15 protein-coding genes are annotated in these 17,663 nt (G+C 45.3%); all 15 read right to left on the reverse strand.

The window, feature by feature from the left end:
- Window positions 1–50: 50 nt before the first annotated feature.
- Entirely contained in the window at window positions 51–3,515 is a 3,465-nt protein-coding gene (dnaE, locus tag ACYTPF_RS05145; protein ID WP_461851413.1) for a DNA polymerase III subunit alpha, read from the reverse strand.
- 4 nt (window positions 3,516–3,519) lie between these two features.
- Window positions 3,520–4,092 (reverse strand): ribonuclease HII, encoded by a 573-nt coding sequence (gene rnhB, locus ACYTPF_RS05150; protein WP_014997575.1) that lies wholly within the window; start codon window positions 4,090–4,092, stop codon window positions 3,520–3,522.
- Window positions 4,085–5,233: a lipid-A-disaccharide synthase gene (gene lpxB, locus ACYTPF_RS05155; protein WP_136780681.1), complete on the reverse strand. Its 1,149-nt coding sequence runs from the start codon at window positions 5,231–5,233 to the stop codon at window positions 4,085–4,087. The genes rnhB and lpxB overlap by 8 nt, the downstream gene beginning before the upstream one ends.
- Before the next feature lie 2 nt (window positions 5,234–5,235).
- Complete coding sequence (gene lpxA, locus ACYTPF_RS05160) at window positions 5,236–6,006, reverse strand: acyl-ACP--UDP-N-acetylglucosamine O-acyltransferase (protein WP_179982605.1); 771 nt, start codon at window positions 6,004–6,006, stop codon at window positions 5,236–5,238.
- A 1-nt stretch (window position 6,007) separates the two neighbouring features.
- On the reverse strand, window positions 6,008–6,457 hold the full coding sequence (fabZ, locus tag ACYTPF_RS05165) for a 3-hydroxyacyl-ACP dehydratase FabZ (RefSeq protein ID WP_118490056.1): 450 nt from the start codon (window positions 6,455–6,457) through the stop codon (window positions 6,008–6,010).
- A 235-nt stretch (window positions 6,458–6,692) separates the two neighbouring features.
- Window positions 6,693–7,208 (reverse strand): OmpH family outer membrane protein, encoded by a 516-nt coding sequence (locus ACYTPF_RS05170; RefSeq protein WP_179982604.1) that lies wholly within the window; start codon window positions 7,206–7,208, stop codon window positions 6,693–6,695.
- Window positions 7,209–7,269: 61 nt separating this feature from the next.
- Entirely contained in the window at window positions 7,270–9,747 is a 2,478-nt protein-coding gene (gene bamA / locus ACYTPF_RS05175; RefSeq protein WP_179982603.1) for an outer membrane protein assembly factor BamA, read from the reverse strand.
- A 58-nt stretch (window positions 9,748–9,805) separates the two neighbouring features.
- Window positions 9,806–11,158 (reverse strand): sigma E protease regulator RseP, encoded by a 1,353-nt coding sequence (gene rseP / locus ACYTPF_RS05180; protein ID WP_461851414.1) that lies wholly within the window; start codon window positions 11,156–11,158, stop codon window positions 9,806–9,808.
- Entirely contained in the window at window positions 11,152–12,339 is a 1,188-nt protein-coding gene (ispC, locus tag ACYTPF_RS05185; RefSeq protein ID WP_461851415.1) for a 1-deoxy-D-xylulose-5-phosphate reductoisomerase, read from the reverse strand. Before ispC ends, rseP begins: the two co-directional genes overlap by 7 nt.
- Window positions 12,339–13,202 (reverse strand): phosphatidate cytidylyltransferase, encoded by an 864-nt coding sequence (locus tag ACYTPF_RS05190; protein WP_179982600.1) that lies wholly within the window; start codon window positions 13,200–13,202, stop codon window positions 12,339–12,341. Before ACYTPF_RS05190 ends, ispC begins: the two co-directional genes overlap by 1 nt.
- A 54-nt stretch (window positions 13,203–13,256) precedes the next feature.
- Window positions 13,257–14,039, reverse strand: coding sequence for a polyprenyl diphosphate synthase (uppS, locus tag ACYTPF_RS05195; protein ID WP_269915913.1), 783 nt, complete (start codon window positions 14,037–14,039; stop codon window positions 13,257–13,259).
- Between the two features lie 9 nt (window positions 14,040–14,048).
- Complete coding sequence (gene frr / locus ACYTPF_RS05200; RefSeq protein WP_014948555.1) at window positions 14,049–14,606, reverse strand: ribosome recycling factor; 558 nt, start codon at window positions 14,604–14,606, stop codon at window positions 14,049–14,051.
- A 23-nt stretch (window positions 14,607–14,629) separates the two neighbouring features.
- Window positions 14,630–15,367: a UMP kinase gene (gene pyrH / locus ACYTPF_RS05205; protein WP_069943865.1), complete on the reverse strand. Its 738-nt coding sequence runs from the start codon at window positions 15,365–15,367 to the stop codon at window positions 14,630–14,632.
- Window positions 15,368–15,605: 238 nt separating this feature from the next.
- Complete coding sequence (gene tsf, locus ACYTPF_RS05210; RefSeq protein WP_071958698.1) at window positions 15,606–16,478, reverse strand: translation elongation factor Ts; 873 nt, start codon at window positions 16,476–16,478, stop codon at window positions 15,606–15,608.
- Between the two features lie 121 nt (window positions 16,479–16,599).
- A complete protein-coding gene (rpsB, locus tag ACYTPF_RS05215) occupies window positions 16,600–17,331 on the reverse strand; it encodes a 30S ribosomal protein S2 (protein WP_015066407.1) in 732 nt (243 codons plus the stop codon).
- Window positions 17,332–17,663 lie beyond the last annotated feature (332 nt).

The following is a 17,663-nucleotide window of genomic DNA, read 5'->3' on the forward strand; positions in this document are numbered from 1 at the left end:
TACGCTCGTCTATGCAAACGCGAGATGTCCAATCTATCGAACTCTTAACCCTAATGGTAGAGAATTGAAACGGCTTTGTCTCCCAAACATTGCTTGAGATCGTGTAAAAGTTGGTCTTCAGGCGTAACGTACCATCTTGCGCCACACGCTAAGATTACTTCAGCGTCTGGATGGGTTACCGCTAACTGCACAGGACAACTTCCACCGTTAAATGCCTGCAGGATAGATTGCATCTGACTCATTTTCTTCGGTTCAAGCAACTGGGTATCAATATTTAGTGCCAGCGCTCTCGCGTTTTTCTCTCGTGCCTGAACAATGTCCATTACATCACGGGCGGTGATTGTATTGCCCCCAGAGAAATCATCAAAGCTGACCTGTCCCTTTATAAGCAATATTCTGTCAGTTTCTAACACACTTTCGAACTGTTCGTACATATCGGGGAAGAAACGTACGTCTATTCTGGCACTCTTATCATCCAGTGTCACTATAGCCCAGCGGCGCCCACGTTTATTCGTCATAACACGCACGCCAAGCACCAGTCCTACCGCACTGGCCATTTGGTCTTTGTTGGTTGGTTTTAAATCAACTAAACGTCCGTCGGTGTAGTAACGCAATTCTTCCGCGTACTGATTGATGGGGTGGCCGGTTAAGTACAAGCCTAGCGTGTCTTTTTCACCTTCTAGCCATACTTTCTCAGGCCACTCAGGGACGTCGGCAAACGCTTGCTTCACGTCTTCTGGCTCGGTAGTCAGTAGTCCAAACATGTCTGACTGACCAAATGACTCAGCTTTTGCATGCTGCCCGGCGGCAGCAAGGGCCTCGGGTAAACTCGCCATAAGACTAGCCCGATGGGGGCCTAAGTTATCCATTGCACCTGCTAACACTAGCTTTTCAAGTACCCGTTTGTTTACACGCTTAATGTCTATCTTGGCGCAGAAATCAAAAAGGTCTTTAAATGCACCCTGAGTTTCCCGCGCTTCAATAATCGCTTCAATCGGGCCTTCACCTACCCCTTTAATTGCACCGATACCATAAACAATGCGACCTTCGCTATCGACGGTAAATTTGTATTTACCTGCGTTCAAATCTGGTGGCAGTATTTCGATACCCATGCGCTCACATTCATCGACAAGCGTTACGATTTTATCGGTGTTGTCCATATCCGCAGACATTACCGCAGCCATAAATTCCGCTGGATAATGTACTTTCAGCCAAAGGGTTTGGTAAGACACCAAGGCGTAGGCTGCCGAGTGAGATTTGTTAAAGCCGTAACCTGCGAACTTTTCTACCAAGTCGAATATTTTCATCGCCAGGTCTGGGTCAATATTATTGCCCTTCGCACCTTCAGCAAAGGTGCCGCGCTGCTTCGCCATTTCTTCTGGCTTTTTCTTACCCATAGCACGACGAAGCAAGTCAGCGCCGCCCAGCGAGTAGCCCGCCATTTCTTGAGCTATCTGCATTACCTGTTCCTGATACAAGATAATGCCATAGGTAGGCTCTAGAATTTCTTTCAAGCACTCGTGCTGATATTCTGCATCGGGGTAGGAAATTTCTTCACGTCCGTGCTTACGATCAATAAAGTTATCTACCATGCCTGATTGCAGCGGGCCCGGACGGAACAGGGCCACCAGTGCGATAATATCTTCGAAGCAGTCAGGTTTAAGGCGCTTAATTAGTTCTTTCATACCGCGAGATTCCAGCTGGAATACCGCAGTTGTCTCGGCGTTTTGAAGGGTTCTGAAACTCTTAGGATCTTCAAGCGGAATGGCGCTGATATCTACATCAACGTTTTTCCCTTCTTTGATCATATCTATCGCCCACTGAATAATAGTCAGCGTACGAAGACCTAAGAAGTCGAATTTTACCAAGCCCGCCGTTTCAACGTCGTTTTTGTCGAACTGGGTTACGGGGTTTTTACCTTCGTCATCACAATACAAAGGCGAGAAATCAGTAATTGTGGTTGGCGCAATAACAACACCACCGGCGTGTTTACCAGCGTTTCTGGTAACCCCTTCAAGTATTCGCGCCATATCGATAAGGTCTTTCACTTCCTCATCGCTTTCATAAACTTCTGGCAGCTGTGGCTCTGCTTTAAACGCCTTTTCAAGCGTCATGCCTGGATCAGGCGGAATAAGCTTTGAGATCCTGTCTACAAAGCCGTATGGGTGACCAAGCACGCGGCCAACATCGCGTACTACCGCTTTTGCCGCCATGGTACCAAACGTAATGATCTGCGATACCGCCTGACGTCCGTAAAGCTCAGCAACGTGGTCGATTACCTCATCTCGTCTGTCCATACAGAAGTCGACGTCGAAGTCGGGCATTGATACACGTTCTGGGTTCAGGAAACGTTCGAATAGCAAGTCGAATTCAAGCGGATCTAGGTCGGTAATTTTTAAGGCATAGGCCACCAGTGAGCCCGCACCTGAACCACGCCCTGGCCCTACCGGAATTCCGTTATCTTTACTCCACTGGATAAACTCCATAACGATAAGGAAATAGCCCGGGAACCCCATTTGGTTGATAACTTCAAGCTCAATGCGAAGTCGGTCATCGTACTCTGGGCGTTTGGCTTTGCGCACTTCCTCATCGGGGAATAGAAATTCTAGACGTTCTTCCAAGCCTTCCTCAGACACCTTAACCAAGAAGTCTTCGGTGGTCATACCGCCGGTTGGAAACTGTGGCAAGAAATATTCATTTAGCCGAACAGTAACGTTACAGCGCTTGGCAATTTCAACCGTATTTTCTATGGCTTCAGGAATATCGCTAAATAGCTCAACCATTTCCTCTGCTGTGCGCAGATATTGCTGGTCGCTATAGCGCTTAGGGCGACGGTTATCATCTAACGTATAGCCATCGTGGATACACACTCGAATTTCGTGCGCGTCGAAACCCTCTTGGTCAATAAAGCATACTTCATTAGTGGCAACCACGGGTAAACCGCGCTGCTCAGCAAGCTCTACCGCATGGTGTAAATAATCTTCTTCGCCTTGTCTACCAGTTCTAATAAGCTCTAAATAAAACCGGTCGGGAAAATGGGTTTGATAAAACTCAAGCGCATCTTCAAGAAGCTTGGCGTTATTTTTCATTAAACCTACGCCGATATCGCCGTGCTGTGCGCCCGATAAAACAATAACGCCTTCGCTATGCTCTGCTAACCATGCTTGATCGATAACCGCACGGTGTGCCAAATGTCCACGAAGGTAGGCCTTGGAGATAAGAATAGTAATATTCTTATACCCTTCGTTGTTCATCGCAATGAGGGTAAGTCTGAAAGGTTCATCGCCAAAAGCTTCATTAGTCACCCAAAAATCGGTGCCAATTATGGGCTTGATACCTAAATTATGTGCCTCGGAATAGAATTTTACCAAGCCACACATATTCATTTGGTCGGTGATCGCCACGGCAGGCATGCCAAGCGCGGCCACTTTACCTAGAATAGGCTTAACCTTATTCAGGCCGTCCATCATCGAAAAGTCGCTGTGAACACGTAAATGAATAAATGGCGATGACATGATGTTATTTCTCTTCGAGTAGCGCTTTTACGGGTTTAAAACTTTTGCGATAGCAATCTAAGATGCCATATTCGGCGATAGCTTCAAAATGTGCTTTTGTAGGGTAACCTTTGTGCCCGGCAAAGTTATATTGCGGGTAAGCCTCGTGAAGCGAAATCATATCGTTGTCTCGCTCTACTTTGGCAATAATGGAAGCCGCTGAAATTTCAGCGTGTAGGCTGTCACCTTTCACTACCGCTTCAGACTCAAAATTCCAAGCTGGGACGCGGTTGCCGTCTACACGCACAAAATCTGGTTTTACTGGCAGGCCTTCTACCGCTCGGATCATGGCGAGCATGGTAGCGTGCAGTATATTAAGCTTGTCTATTTCTTCAGGGCTTGCTCTACCGATATTCCAGTAAAGCGCCTTCTCACGAATCTCTTGAGCAAGGGCTACACGTTTCTTTTCACTCAACTTTTTAGAGTCGGTTAGCCCTTCAATGGGGTTTTCTGGGTCTAGTATAACCGCAGCAGTAACCACATCTCCAACTAAAGGGCCACGCCCTACTTCATCAACACCGGCAATTAACTTATGCAAACAATTCCTCCACGACAGCTTTTGCTGCTGTTTTATCAGCATTGCATTTTAGCGTATGGTGGAGATCGGTGAAACGGGAAATAAGCGCAGAATTATCACTTTCGAAGAAGTTAAGTAACTGATTGCTCATATTCTCTGCGTTTACTTCATCTTGAAGTAATTCAGGAATAATTGCCTCATCAGCCAATAAGTTTGGCAAAGTGAAGAACGGCGCTTTATACAAGCGCTGCATAATTTTATATGTAAGCGGTGCAAGTAAATAAGCGGCTACCATTGGGCGCTTACACAACATAGCTTCTAACGTGGCTGTCCCGGATGCAAGTAAGATAACATCGCTCGCTATCATGGCATCTCGAGAAGTGCCTTGGGTTACCTGAATGGGTAAGCGTGCTTCAGCATTATCAGCTTCAAGCAATAATGCTTTAATTTGCGAAAGACGATGCTCGTTTGCCGCAGGGATAAGAAATTGAATGTCACTGCGTTTAGCATGAATAGCTTCGATGGTTTTCAGAAACACGGGAAGCAACGTATCTACTTCCCCCCTTCGTGAACCGGGTAGAACAGCCAATACATTAGCTTGACTATCTACCCCTAATGCCTGTCTTGCCGCATTTTGGTCGGGCTCAATGGCTATAGCGTCAGCCATGGTATGCCCCACAAAGGTATAGGGAACGTTGTATTTGTCGTATACCTGTTGTTCGAAAGGGAACAACCCCAATACGCGATTAGCCGCTTTCGCTATCTTGTGAATGCGTTTCTCACGCCATGCCCACACGGTAGGGCTTACATAGTGCATGGTTTTGATACCGCGTGCTTTAAGCGCTTTTTCTACTCTTAGATTAAAATCAGGCGCATCAATACCCACAAAAATATCAGGCGGATTTTGCTCGAAGTGAGCAAGAAGCTGCTTTTTAACTTTCAAGATGGCAGGTAGATGGGAGAGAACTTCAACAAGCCCCATAACCGACAAGGTTTCCATATCGAATAGACTATGGAAACCCGCCTCTATCATATTTGAACCGCCAATACCTTCAATAATAGCATCTGGGTATTGGCGTTTTAACTCGGCAACCATTCCTGCGGCAAGGATGTCACCAGAGGGCTCTCCGGCAACCAAGCCGATACGAATTGGTTTAGACATAATTAGCGAATAATGCCTCGCTTCGAGTCTTGTAAGAACTTCACCATAAGGGCCACACCAGGGAACTCCTGCGCGGGTTCGGCAAGTTTTTCAATGGCTTCATCTACGGTATTGCCTTCACGGTATATTGCTTTGTAAGCGCGTTTAATGGCCATAACTTCTTCTTTGCTGAAGCCACGACGCTTAAGTCCTTCAGAATTAATACCCTGAGGAATATTTTTCTGACCGCTGACCATTACAAAGGGAGGCACATCGCGCAGAATAATGCCGCCAGCGCCCAAGAACGAATGGGCACCAATCTTACAGAACTGGTGAATACCTGCGGCACCGCCAACAATGACGTGGTCGTCCATGTGTACATGGCCAGCAATCGCAACACTGTTTGCAATAATAATGTCGTTGCCAAGAACACAATCGTGGGCAACATGAGAGTTGGCCATAAATAAACAGCGAGAACCAATTATGGTAATGCTGTTGTCTTGAATAGTGCCTCGGTGAACGGTTACCCCTTCTCTAAACTCGTTATCATCACCAATAACGAGTTCAGTAGGCTCACCCGCATATTTTTTATCTTGGCAGTCTTCACCAATTGAAGAAAACTGATAAAACTTGTTGTTTTTACCGATACGCGTCGGGCCGCGTACCACCACATGTGATTTCAGAATACAGCCGTCGCCTATGGTGACGTTGTCGTCTACCACACAAAATGGACCTATGGTGACATTATCACCAATCGTTGCACTTTCTGAAATTACCGCAGTAGGATGGATCACGTTACGCTATCTCTCTCATCGCACACATAAACTCTGCACTACAAGCAATATCGCCATCGACACTTGCAGTACCTTTAAATTTCCAAATCCCTCTGCGCTCTTTTACCAGAGCAACATCAAACTCAAGCTTATCACCCGGAACAACGGGACGTTTAAAGCGAGCGTTATCAATCCCTGCATACAAGTATAACTTATCATTGTTGCCCATGGTCTTAAAACCTAGAACACCGGCTGCTTGCGCCATGGCCTCTAGAATTAAAACGCCCGGAAAAATTGGCTGTCCAGGGAAATGCCCCATGAAACATGGCTCATTGATCGTAATATTTTTGTAAGCCTTTACAGACTCACCCAAAACATAATCAGTAACGCGATCAACAAGTAGGAAAGGATATCTGTGTGGTAGCAGTTCCAATATTTCCTGGATTTCGATGGTATTAAGTGAATTGGCCAAAAACTTTCTCCTGTATACAAGCATGACCTTTAGCTATGTTATACCAATACAGATGATACATTGGTATTTGGGTCAAACTCGCCGTAAAAACTAAAAACGGCGGCAACCATACGCTGTAAAGCGCGAAAAACAAATCAGACCAACACCTTTGAAGGAGTTGGCCTGACAAATTTTATAACTAACCAGCGATTGCTGAACTTTGACTTAGAGCCAAGAGCAATCAGTGTTAAGTTAATTAGTTAGTTTTGCTAACTTGCTGAAGTACCTGCTCAGATAGGTCGTGCTCTTCTTTAGCAAAAGCAACTGCACCCGCATTAAGCACTAGGTCGTAACCTTGCTTCGACGCAACAGAGTCAATAGCTTGCTTAATAAGGCCAAGCAACTTGTTACGCTCTTCGTTGCTACGACGTTGAATGTTTTGTTGTAGAGGCTGACCTTTTTTAGATAGCTCTTCACGTACTGACAAGATTTTTTGTTCTAGTTCTTTCTTCTCGGCATCGCTCATTGTTGCTGCATCACGCTGAAGACGCTCTGCGTAGAACTGACCGTCACGCTGTAGCTGATTCACTTCTTCAAGCTGGTCTTTAAACTCAGCTTGAATAGCATTTTGAATCTCAGCCGCTTGAGGCATCGCTTGAAAAATACCTTGCACATCAACAACAGCCACTTTCTGTTCTGCCATTACAGATGTACTTACTAAAGCGCTACCCAACATTGCTCCTGCAACGATATGTTTAACCAACTGTTTCAAAGGGAACTCCTTTTGTGAATCTTATTATAGAGCGCGCTTAAAACGCGCTCGTTTTAATGTCTTAGAAAGTTTGACCAATATTGAAAGTGAAGAATCTAGCATCATCACCATCACGTTGCTGTATCGCTTTCGAGAAACTAAATACCATCGGTCCCATTGGTGAAATCCACTGAACCGATATACCTGCCGAGCTACGATACAGACTCCAGTCAGAATAGTCCAATAGCTCACCGTTTTGAGTGGATGCTATGTCGAACTGACGATAATAGTCATAGTCGAACTCAGTATCCCACACGTTACCCACATCCACAAACAAACTTGTGCGAACAGAGTTATCCATTTCTTCTTCAACAAACGGCGTAGGCACGATTAGCTCGATACCACCGAGTGCCATTGCGTTACCACCAAGGCTTCGCGACGACCAAGAAAGTGCAGCGTCTGCTGGGTCCGCCGGGAATAATTCCCCATCAGGACCAGAAATGGTGCCTGTGTTACCGAGGAAGATACCGCGAGGGCCAACCGTATTATTCTCGAATCCGCGCAGTGAATCTGAACCACCTGCAGTAAAGTTCTCAGTGAACGGTAGAATTTGCTCATTGCCGTTTATATCACCATAACCATTACCATATCCGAGACGGATGCGAGTTAAGAATGACCAGCGCTGATTACGTGATAATGGAAAGTACCACTTACCATCGAATACGGTTTTAAAATAGTTAACGTCTGAGTTTGGCGTGGTAATGCTAAACGATGCACGTTGAGACGAACCCGCCGTTGGGAATAGACCACGGTTTAGCGTGCTTCTACTCCAGCTTACGCTAGCAAGATAGCTATCGTATTTAATAGCCGCATCCGGGTCTTCGCCATTGGTAAACTGGTTATAGAACTGCTCAGTTTGCTCGTAGTAACCACGGTTAAATAGCTCTACATTGCTGTAGGTTAAGCCAAAGTTGATACGATTAAACTCGTTGATTGGATAACCGATGTTTGCACCAATTGACCAACGTTTAGAGTTGTACTGGATAACGTTAAAGTCAGAGCCGTCGAACTCGCTATAACCAATGCTTCCACCTAAGCTGATACCGTCAATGGTGAAGTAAGGGTCATTATAGGTGATTTGCGCACTGCGCTGATACGAAACCGTACTTAGGTTAAGGCCTACACGTTTACCTGTCCCTAGGAAGTTATCCTGTTGGATACCCGCCTGTAAGCTTAACTTGGTTCTGTCACCGTAACCGATACCTGCGTTAAACGAGCCCGAAGGCTGCTCTTTAACATTATAGTTAACATCAACCTTATCTTCAGAGCCTGGAATACGTACTGTTTCAAACTCTACTTCTTCCATATAGGTAAGACGAGAAAGCTGATTTTTTGAAGACTCTAGCAAATTATTAGATAACCAAGTGCCTTCCATCTGACTTACGTTTTGACGAAGTACACTGTCGGCGGTGACCACGTTACCGTTAAACTTAATACGATTAACGTAGATACGCTTGCCGGGGTCTACAGATAGCGTCAACTTAACCGTTTTGTCTTCGTCGTTAATCTCAGGCACAGTGGTTACCGTCGGATATGCATAACCAAAGCGACCAAGATATTTACTGATAAACTCTTCTGTGTAAGTGACTTCCGCTTGGTTGTATAGCTCGCCTTCTGTTAACGGCAGTACGCGCTCGATGTATTCTTCATGACCAAGAACATCACCCACGAGTTCTACTTCAGATATGGTGTATTGCTCACCTTCTGTTACGTTCATGGCTATGTAGATGCCCGACTTTTCAGGGGTCATCGACACTTGGGTAGAGTCAACGTTAAATCGCAGGTAACCACGGTTTAAATAGTGGTTACGCAAGGTTTCCATATCCCCTTGCAACGTTTGTTGCTGATAGCGAGTCTCTGATAGAAAATCCCACCAAGGCGTATCGTATTGTAGCTCAAACGCTTCCATCAGCTCTTCGTCTGAGAAGATTTCGTTACCTACAATATTAATTTGCTCGATTTCGGCGGCATCGCCTTCTTCGAAAAGTAGTTTCAAATCGACACGGTTACGCGGTAATGGCGTAATAATAGCCGTTACATCAGCATTGTATTTACCTATGCTGTAAAAGAAGTCTTTAAGGCCATTCTCAATAGAGGTTAGTACGGTCTTATCAAGTGGCTCACCGATGCGGACCCCATTGCCATCCAAGCTTTCTTGAAGCTGCTCATCTTTAATATCATCGTTGCCGTCAAAAATAATATTACTGATGGTTGGACGCTCCGCCACACGAACCACAAGGGTATTGCCGTCGCGAAGGATTTCTACATTTTCAAAGTGAGTTGAAGAGTAAAGCGAGCGAATAAGCTGCGTTACCCTGAATGTATTAAGCTCGTCGCCAACTTGAACGGGCAAGTAGGTTAAGGCTGCACCAAGTGCAACTCGTTGCAAACCCTCTACGCGAATGTCTTCAACAACAAATTCACTGTCTTGCGCCGCAGCGTTGGCAAAGCTAGCACTGGAAAGAATGGCTCCGGCTGCTACTAACTGTTTTAACTTCATCTATTTTTCTTTTCCTGGCCGCGTTTTGTATTAGCTGTTTTGTACTTCCTGATTTGTATCAGGTTATGCGAGCGATATCGTTAAAAATTGCGATACCCATGATCATAAACAGAAGCACGCCACCTATTCTGTAACCCCATTCCTGCACCGCTTCAGGCACAGGCTTACCAGTGATCCACTCCACAATAAAAAACATGAGGTGACCACCGTCAAGCATGGGCAAGGGTAATAAATTTATTATGCCTAAATTTACGCTTATTAAGGCAAGAAAACTCAAAAAGTACGCAAGTCCATACCCAGCACTTGTTCCCGCACCTTGAGCAATTGAGATAGGACCGCTCAAATTCTTCACCGAAACATCGCCGGTGATGAGCTTTCCTATCATGTCGACACTCAATGTCATTAGACGCCACGTTTTATCTAGCGCCTTCCCAATAGCCTCTATAATGCCATATTGATGAGTAAACACATACCCTTCAGGCCAAGGCTCGAATGTTGGGCTCACACCTAAATAACCACTTTGCCCTTGTGGTGTATCGCGGCGCGCTATCGTGGCATTTAACGTTAGTTGCTGTCCATCCCTTTGTATATCAAGAGAGATACTTTCACCGGGGCTTTCAACTATAACGTCAACCAAACCTTCCCACGACGTCAATTTAGCGCCATTTAGTGCGACAAGTTCATCACCGGGTTTCAACCCAGCTTCCTGCGCCGCACTTCCCTCACCAACAAAACCAACAGTTAACGTTGCATCCGGTCGATATGGGGTTAGGCCTAAGCTGCTTAATGGAGACTCGCTATCTGGGTCAAAGTTCCAAGAACCCAGTGTAAATGTCAGTTCTTTTTCGACATTTGATGAATTTTTAACCGTAACTGTGGTTTTTTCTGACCCTATGTTAGAAACAACTTCTAAATTAACCGCTTCCCAGTCCGGTGTAATTCTGTCACCGACCTTAATGATTTCATCACCAGGTTGAACGCCTGCTACAGCAGCTACACTTTGAGGCTCGACAGCTTTAACAACGGGTTTAACGGTTTCTAAACCGACAAGGTACATTAGCCAAAGAGCAAAAAATGCAAATATGAAGTTTACACCAGGGCCCGCTGCAATAACCGCCATGCGCTGCAATACGGGTTTATTGTTGAAGGCTTTATCTTCTAACTCAGGCGGTACATCGTCAATGCGTCCATCGAGCATGCGAACGTAACCACCAAGGGGAATCATAGCGATAACATATTCTGTACCGGACTTACTTAACTTGCGCCAAATCGGCTTCCCAAAACCAATTGAGAAGCGCTCTACCTGTACACCGCATTTACGAGCCACATAAAAGTGTCCCCATTCATGTACGGCAACCAAAATACCTAGGGCTACAATGAATGCACCAAGGCTCCATAAAAATGCTAGCACTGGAATTTACCTCGAATAATCTCGTTAGCCTTTGTTCTTGCAAGGCTGTCTTGCTCTAGTATTTGTTGAATAGAACTTACCGATACGTGTGGCATAGCATTTAACGTGGCATCATTAACTTTGGCAATATCGCAAAACTGAATCTTACCTTCTAAAAAGGCCTCGACTGCCACTTCGTTTGACGCGTTCACTCGTGTTGTTGCACACTGCCCTTCTTTACACGCATCAATAGCCAGTTTCAAATTAGGATAACGTTCAAAGCAAGGGGTTTGAAAACTGAAATTGGCAATGTCAGAAAAATCTAGTGGCGTTACGCCCGCTTCGATTCGCTCTGGATGAGCTAAGCCATAGGCAATAGGGGTGCGCATGTCAGGGTTGCCCATTTGTGCGATCACCGACCCATCAACATATTGCACCATAGAATGAATAATACTTTGTGGGTGGATAACAACATCAATATCTTCAGCGCCGGCACCAAATAACCAACAGGCTTCAATGAACTCCAAGCCCTTGTTCATCATAGTTGCCGAATCGATTGTTATTTTTCGGCCCATTGACCAGTTAGGGTGAGTACTGGCCTCATCAATGGTAATTGAAGAAAAGCTATTAAGTGGCCTTTCTCTGAAGGGGCCACCAGAACCCGTTAATAAGATTTTGCGAATACCTGAAGCAGCAAAGTTACCATATTCGTAATCGTGCGGGAGACACTGGAATATAGCATTGTGTTCGCTGTCGATAGGAAGAATTTCAGCGCCGCTTTGGTTTGCAGCCTCGATAAATAAAGCGCCAGACATGACTAAGGCTTCTTTATTAGCAAGCAAAACGCGTTTTCCTGCCTTTACCGCCGCCATTGTAGGCAAAAGGCCTGCTGCCCCAACAATTGCTGCCATAACAGCATCAACTTCAGGTGCGCTTGATACCTCTTCCAATGCTTTGGTGCCTGAAAGAATTTCAGCATCTACACCGTATTGAGAAGCTAGCTCGCAGGCGGCTTTATAGTGAGCATCGTTGGCGATCACTACATAACGGGGCGCGCATTTTTGCGCCTGCTCCATAAGCAGTTCAAGCTGAGTGTTACCAGTAATAGCAAAAACGCGGTATTTGTCGGGATGGCGATTTATTACGTCGAGTGTATTACAACCAATGGAGCCTGTGGCCCCTAACACTGTTACTGTTTGCATTACGCCATCCAAGTTACATAGCAGAAGGCAAATACTGGAAATGCTGCAGTTAGGCTATCAATTCTATCTAGCACACCACCATGGCCAGGTAGTATCTTGCCACTGTCTTTAATGCCAGCGCAGCGCTTCAGCATGCTCTCGTTCAAATCACCAAGTGCAGAAACAGCAACGGTTATACCGCCAATTGCAAGGTGTAGCCAAATGCGAGAAGGCTCTACCTGATAGTGCAGTGCCGCAAAAGCGATAATGGCGAATGAAGCCGCGATACCACCCAGTAAGCCTTCTAAGCTTTTACCAGGCGATACGTTAGGGCGTAACTTATGTCGACCAAATTTGACGCCAACGAAGAACGCGCCTATATCAGCCGCCCAAACGATACCCAATACATAAAAGATCAGCGATGCGCCATAAAACGGATCAACATCATGCAGGCTAGTGCGAAGTGCAACTACGGCTACCCATGTTGGTATAAGCGTAAGTGCGCCAAATACGGTTCTTACACTGCGACTGTCTTTCCAGAATCTTGAGTATTTCGGATAGGCAAGCACCATAAATAAAGAGGCTATCCACCACAACACAGCGATGGTTAAAATTGCGCGATACAGGCCATGCAATTGGCCCTGATACCAAATGGTACTGGCATCAACAGTGAGCGATAGAGCAATACATATTGCAAAGGCTCCAGCCATGTAGATAAGCTTTTTAGGACGCTCACACACGCCTGACATATTCGCCCACTCATAGGCACCAATGCCGACAACACCGGCTATGGCTATTTCAAACCAAAAAATAGGAAGAAAAAGGATAGCGTAGAGCGCCAGCGGCGCGAGAATTAATGCAGTTATTATCCGTTGTTTTAGCATAATTTGCCCTTGGCTTTGGTTACCAGGGCTAGCCTGATAATTGCCTGCATGGTATTAACCATCGGCTGTGACTACCTGTTCACCGGTTAGACCGAATCTTCTTTGACGAACATTGAAATCGTCTACGGCTAATTGAAACACGTCTTCATTGAAGTCGGGCCATAGTACATCGGTGAAATACAATTCGGCATAAGCACACTGCCATAGCAAGAAATTACTAATTCGGTGCTCGCCACCAGTGCGAATAAGAAGATCTAACTCTGGAAGGTTAGCTGTAGAAATGTGCGAACCAAGAGCTTCTTCACTGATGTTATCTACATCAAGCTCGCCGCTTTTAACCTGCGATGCGAGTTGCTTGGCCGCATTTACGATGTCCCATCTACCGCCATAGTTTGCTGCGATATTTAAGACCAAATCTTTGTTGTCTTTGGTCATGTCTTCAGCTTTGCGAATTTTTTCGACTAGCTTGGCGTCGAAAGCCTCAACATCACCAATAACCTGCAAGCGTACACCATTTTTGTGTAAGCGTTTTGCTTCACTATTGAGGACGAGATTAAACAACTCCATAAGGACGCTGACTTCTTCCTCAGGACGTTTCCAGTTTTCACTTGAAAACGCGAATAGCGTTAGTGATTCGATACCGTTTTGACGTGCAAAGCGCACAACAGAACGTACAGACTCTACCCCGGCTTTGTGACCAAAGGTACGAATTTTCCCTTTCTTTTGCGCCCATCGACCATTGCCATCCATGATGATTGCAACATGCTTCGGGCCAGCAGACTCTGCTGGCACCTCGGCTTTTGACGATTTGGCTGCGCTTAAACGCTTTCCAATCATAATACTTACTTATACTTCCATTAGTTCTTTTTCTTTGTCAGCAAGCATGCTGTCAACTTTCTTAATGAAATCGTTAGTAATAGATTGAATGTTCTCTTCCGCTGCGCGGCTCTCATCTTCACTGATTTCTTTTTCTTTTAGAAGATCTTTGATGTCACCGTTAGCGTCACGACGAATATTGCGGATAGCAACACGACCACCTTCCGCTTCGTTGCGTACAACGCGGATAAGGTCTTTACGACGCTCTTCCGTTAAAGGAGGTAAAGGAATGCGAATTGAACCGCCTGCACTCATTGGGTTTAACCCCAGATCAGACTGCATAATTGCTTTTTCAACCGCTTGGATAGCGCTTTTATCGAAAACAGTTAACGCTAGAGTACGGCTGTCTTCCGCAACTACGTTAGCGACTTGCTTTAGCGGCGTGTCTACACCGTAATAAGGTACCATGATGCCATCTAGAAGGCTTGGATGCGCACGACCAGTGCGAATTTTGCTGAATTGGCCTTTTAGAGAAACTAGGCTTTTTTCCATGCGCTCTTGCGCATCTAATTCAATTTCATCAATCACGTTTTGTATCCTATTGTTCTTAATTAATCATTGTCAGCGTGGCAAATGACGGTACCTTCTTTTTCACCCATCACCACACGCTTAAGGCAACCCGGCTTATTCATGTTGAATACGCGAATTGGTAAGCTGTGATCTCGTGCTAGAGTGAAAGCTGACAAGTCCATTACTTTTAATTCTTTTTCCAATACTTCCTGGTAAGACAATTGATCATACAATGTCGCTTCAGGATTTTTTACTGGGTCATCGCTGTATACGCCGTCTACTTTTGTGGCTTTAAGTACCGCATCGGCTTCAATTTCGATACCGCGTAAACAAGCCGCTGAGTCAGTAGTGAAGAAAGGGTTGCCAGTACCGGCAGAAAATATAACAACGCGGCCCGACTTAAGAAGGCTAATAGCTTCTGCCCAGTTGTAAGCATCGCACACGCCGTTTAATGGGATAGCAGACATCATACGCGCGTTTACAAATGCACGATGAAGCGCGTCGCGCATAGCTAGGCCGTTCATTACCGTAGCCAACATGCCCATGTGGTCGCCAACAACACGGTTCATTCCCGCTTTTGCTAGGCCTTCGCCACGGAACAAGTTACCACCACCGATAACAAGACCAACTTGAACACCAAGTTCAACCAGCTCTTTTATTTCTTGTGCCATTCTATCTAGCACTTTAGGGTCTATGCCAAAGCCTTCTTCGCCCATTAGGGCTTCACCACTAAGCTTTAACAGAATGCGTCGATATGCTGATTTTGGTGTGATACTCATAGTTTGAATTGTCCTCGTAAACCCGTTTTGTCCTATGTCTTTCAATAAAGCATTGACGTAAAAAACATAGGACAAAGCGCTTTCGTTTGTTTGGCAGGCGCACGCTTGTAACTCGCCTAGCTTCACACTTGCGCACTGCATTAGCAATACTAAAGATATGCAGCTATAAAAAAGCACCTCCTAAGAGGTGCTTTGTAGTTTATCTAACTATTGCGTAATGCAAAAGATAAACGCTCAATTATTTCTTAGCAGCTTCCATTTGAGCAGCTACTTCAGCAGCGAAGTCTTCAGTCTTCTTCTCGATACCTTCGCCAACTTCGAAACGTACGAAGTTGATTACGTCTGCGCTGTTGTTCTTAAGAAGCTCAGCTACAGAGATTGAAGGATCTTTAACGAAAGGCTGACCAGTCAAGCTCACTTCGCCAGTGAACTTCTTCATGCGGCCTGCAACCATTTTCTCAGCAATTTCAGCTGGCTTACCAGACTGAATAGCGATTTCGATTTGGATTTCTTTCTCTTTCTCTACAACTTCAGCCGGAACATTCTCTGGCTTAACAAACTGCGGGCTAGCAGCTGCAACGTGCATTGCGATATCTTTCGCTAGCTCTTCGTCGCCGCCAGTAAGGATAGAGATAACACCAATACGGCCGCCGTGTACGTATGCACCTAGCGTGTCACCTTCAACGTTGATAACGCGACGAGGAGAGATGTTTTCACCGATTTTAGCAACAAGTGCGTCACGAACTTCGCTTACTTTAGAACCGTTAAGTTCTGCATCGTTAAGCGCGTCGATGTCGTTGATGTTGTTAGCTGCTGCTACTTCTAGAAGCTCGTTACCGAACTTTAGGAAACCTTCGTCACGTGCTACGAAGTCAGTTTCACAGTTTAGTTCAAGCATGGTCGCGCGACCACCTTCAACTTTAGTAAGGATAACACCTTCAGCTGCGATACGGCCTGCTTTTTTAGCCGCTTTCGCTTGACCTGATTTACGCATGTTTTCAATGGCTAACTCAATGTCACCATCCGTTTCAACCAGGGCTTTTTTACAATCCAGCATACCTGCGCCAGTACGTTCGCGCAGTTCTTTAACTAGTGCTGCAGTCACTGCCATTTTTCAATTCCTCAGCATTAAATATAAATTCGTTAGGTAAAAGGGGCGATATCGCCCCTCTCAATACGTTTCGTATTGTAGTACCGCCATATTATCTAGATATGACAGTAAGCAATCAGAATTACTCTGCCGCTTCTACGAAGTCGTCTTGCTCAGCTTGTACTTCAAGGTTGCTTTCGCGACCTGAGTTGATAGCGTTTGCAGCAGCATCCAAGTAAAGTTGGATAGCGCGGATAGCATCGTCGTTACCAGGGATGATGTAATCAACACCGTCTGGGTTAGAGTTAGTATCAACAACACCAACAACAGGAATACCTAGGTTACGAGCTTCTGTTACAGCAATGTGCTCGTGATCTGCGTCGATAACAAAGATTGCGTCTGGAAGACCGCCCATGTCTTTGATACCGCCAAGGCTGTTTTCAAGCTTGTCCATTTCGCGCTGAAGCATAAGTGCTTCTTTCTTAGTTAGCTTCTCAAACGTACCGTCTTGAGCTTGTTGCTCTAGATCTTTAAGACGCTTGATTGACTGACGTACTGTTTTCCAGTTAGTCAGCATACCACCTAACCAACGCTTGTTTACGTAGTACTGGTCGCACTTAAGAGCAGCGTCTTTTACTGCTTCGCCAGCGGCGCGCTTAGTACCAACGAATAGGATTTTACCTTTCTTAGACGCAACACCTGAAAGGTAGTTAAGTGCGTTGTTGAAAAGTGGAACCGTTTTTTCAAGGTTGATGATATGAACTTTATTACGAGCACCGAAGATGAAAGGCTTCATCTTTGGGTTCCAGTAACGAGTTTGGTGACCGAAATGCACACCTGCTTTCAGCATGTCACGCATAGAAACATTAGCCATTTTATTTTCCTCTTGGGGTTAGGCCTCCATATACCCCTTGTATCGATTCAGGCCAACCTGCGTTGAACTGAACACCCCGATACGAAGTGTCGGTATATGTGTGTTTTAATAAAATAAATTTACCCTCTAAAACGGTGCTTAATGCACATAGCAAAATGAGCTTTCCGTCAGGGCGCGCGCTTTATACCACAATACCATCACAGCCTCAAGTTTTAACGTTAAAAAGCCCGGCTTTTAAGTATTTTTGCTAACCTTTATTAAGACTACCCACCCCATTGCTATCAGCCTTAAGAATCATCAATTAAATACCTTTAATATCAGCACCTTACTAA

The sequence above is a fragment of the Alteromonas sp. HB246098 genome, assembly GCF_054890645.1.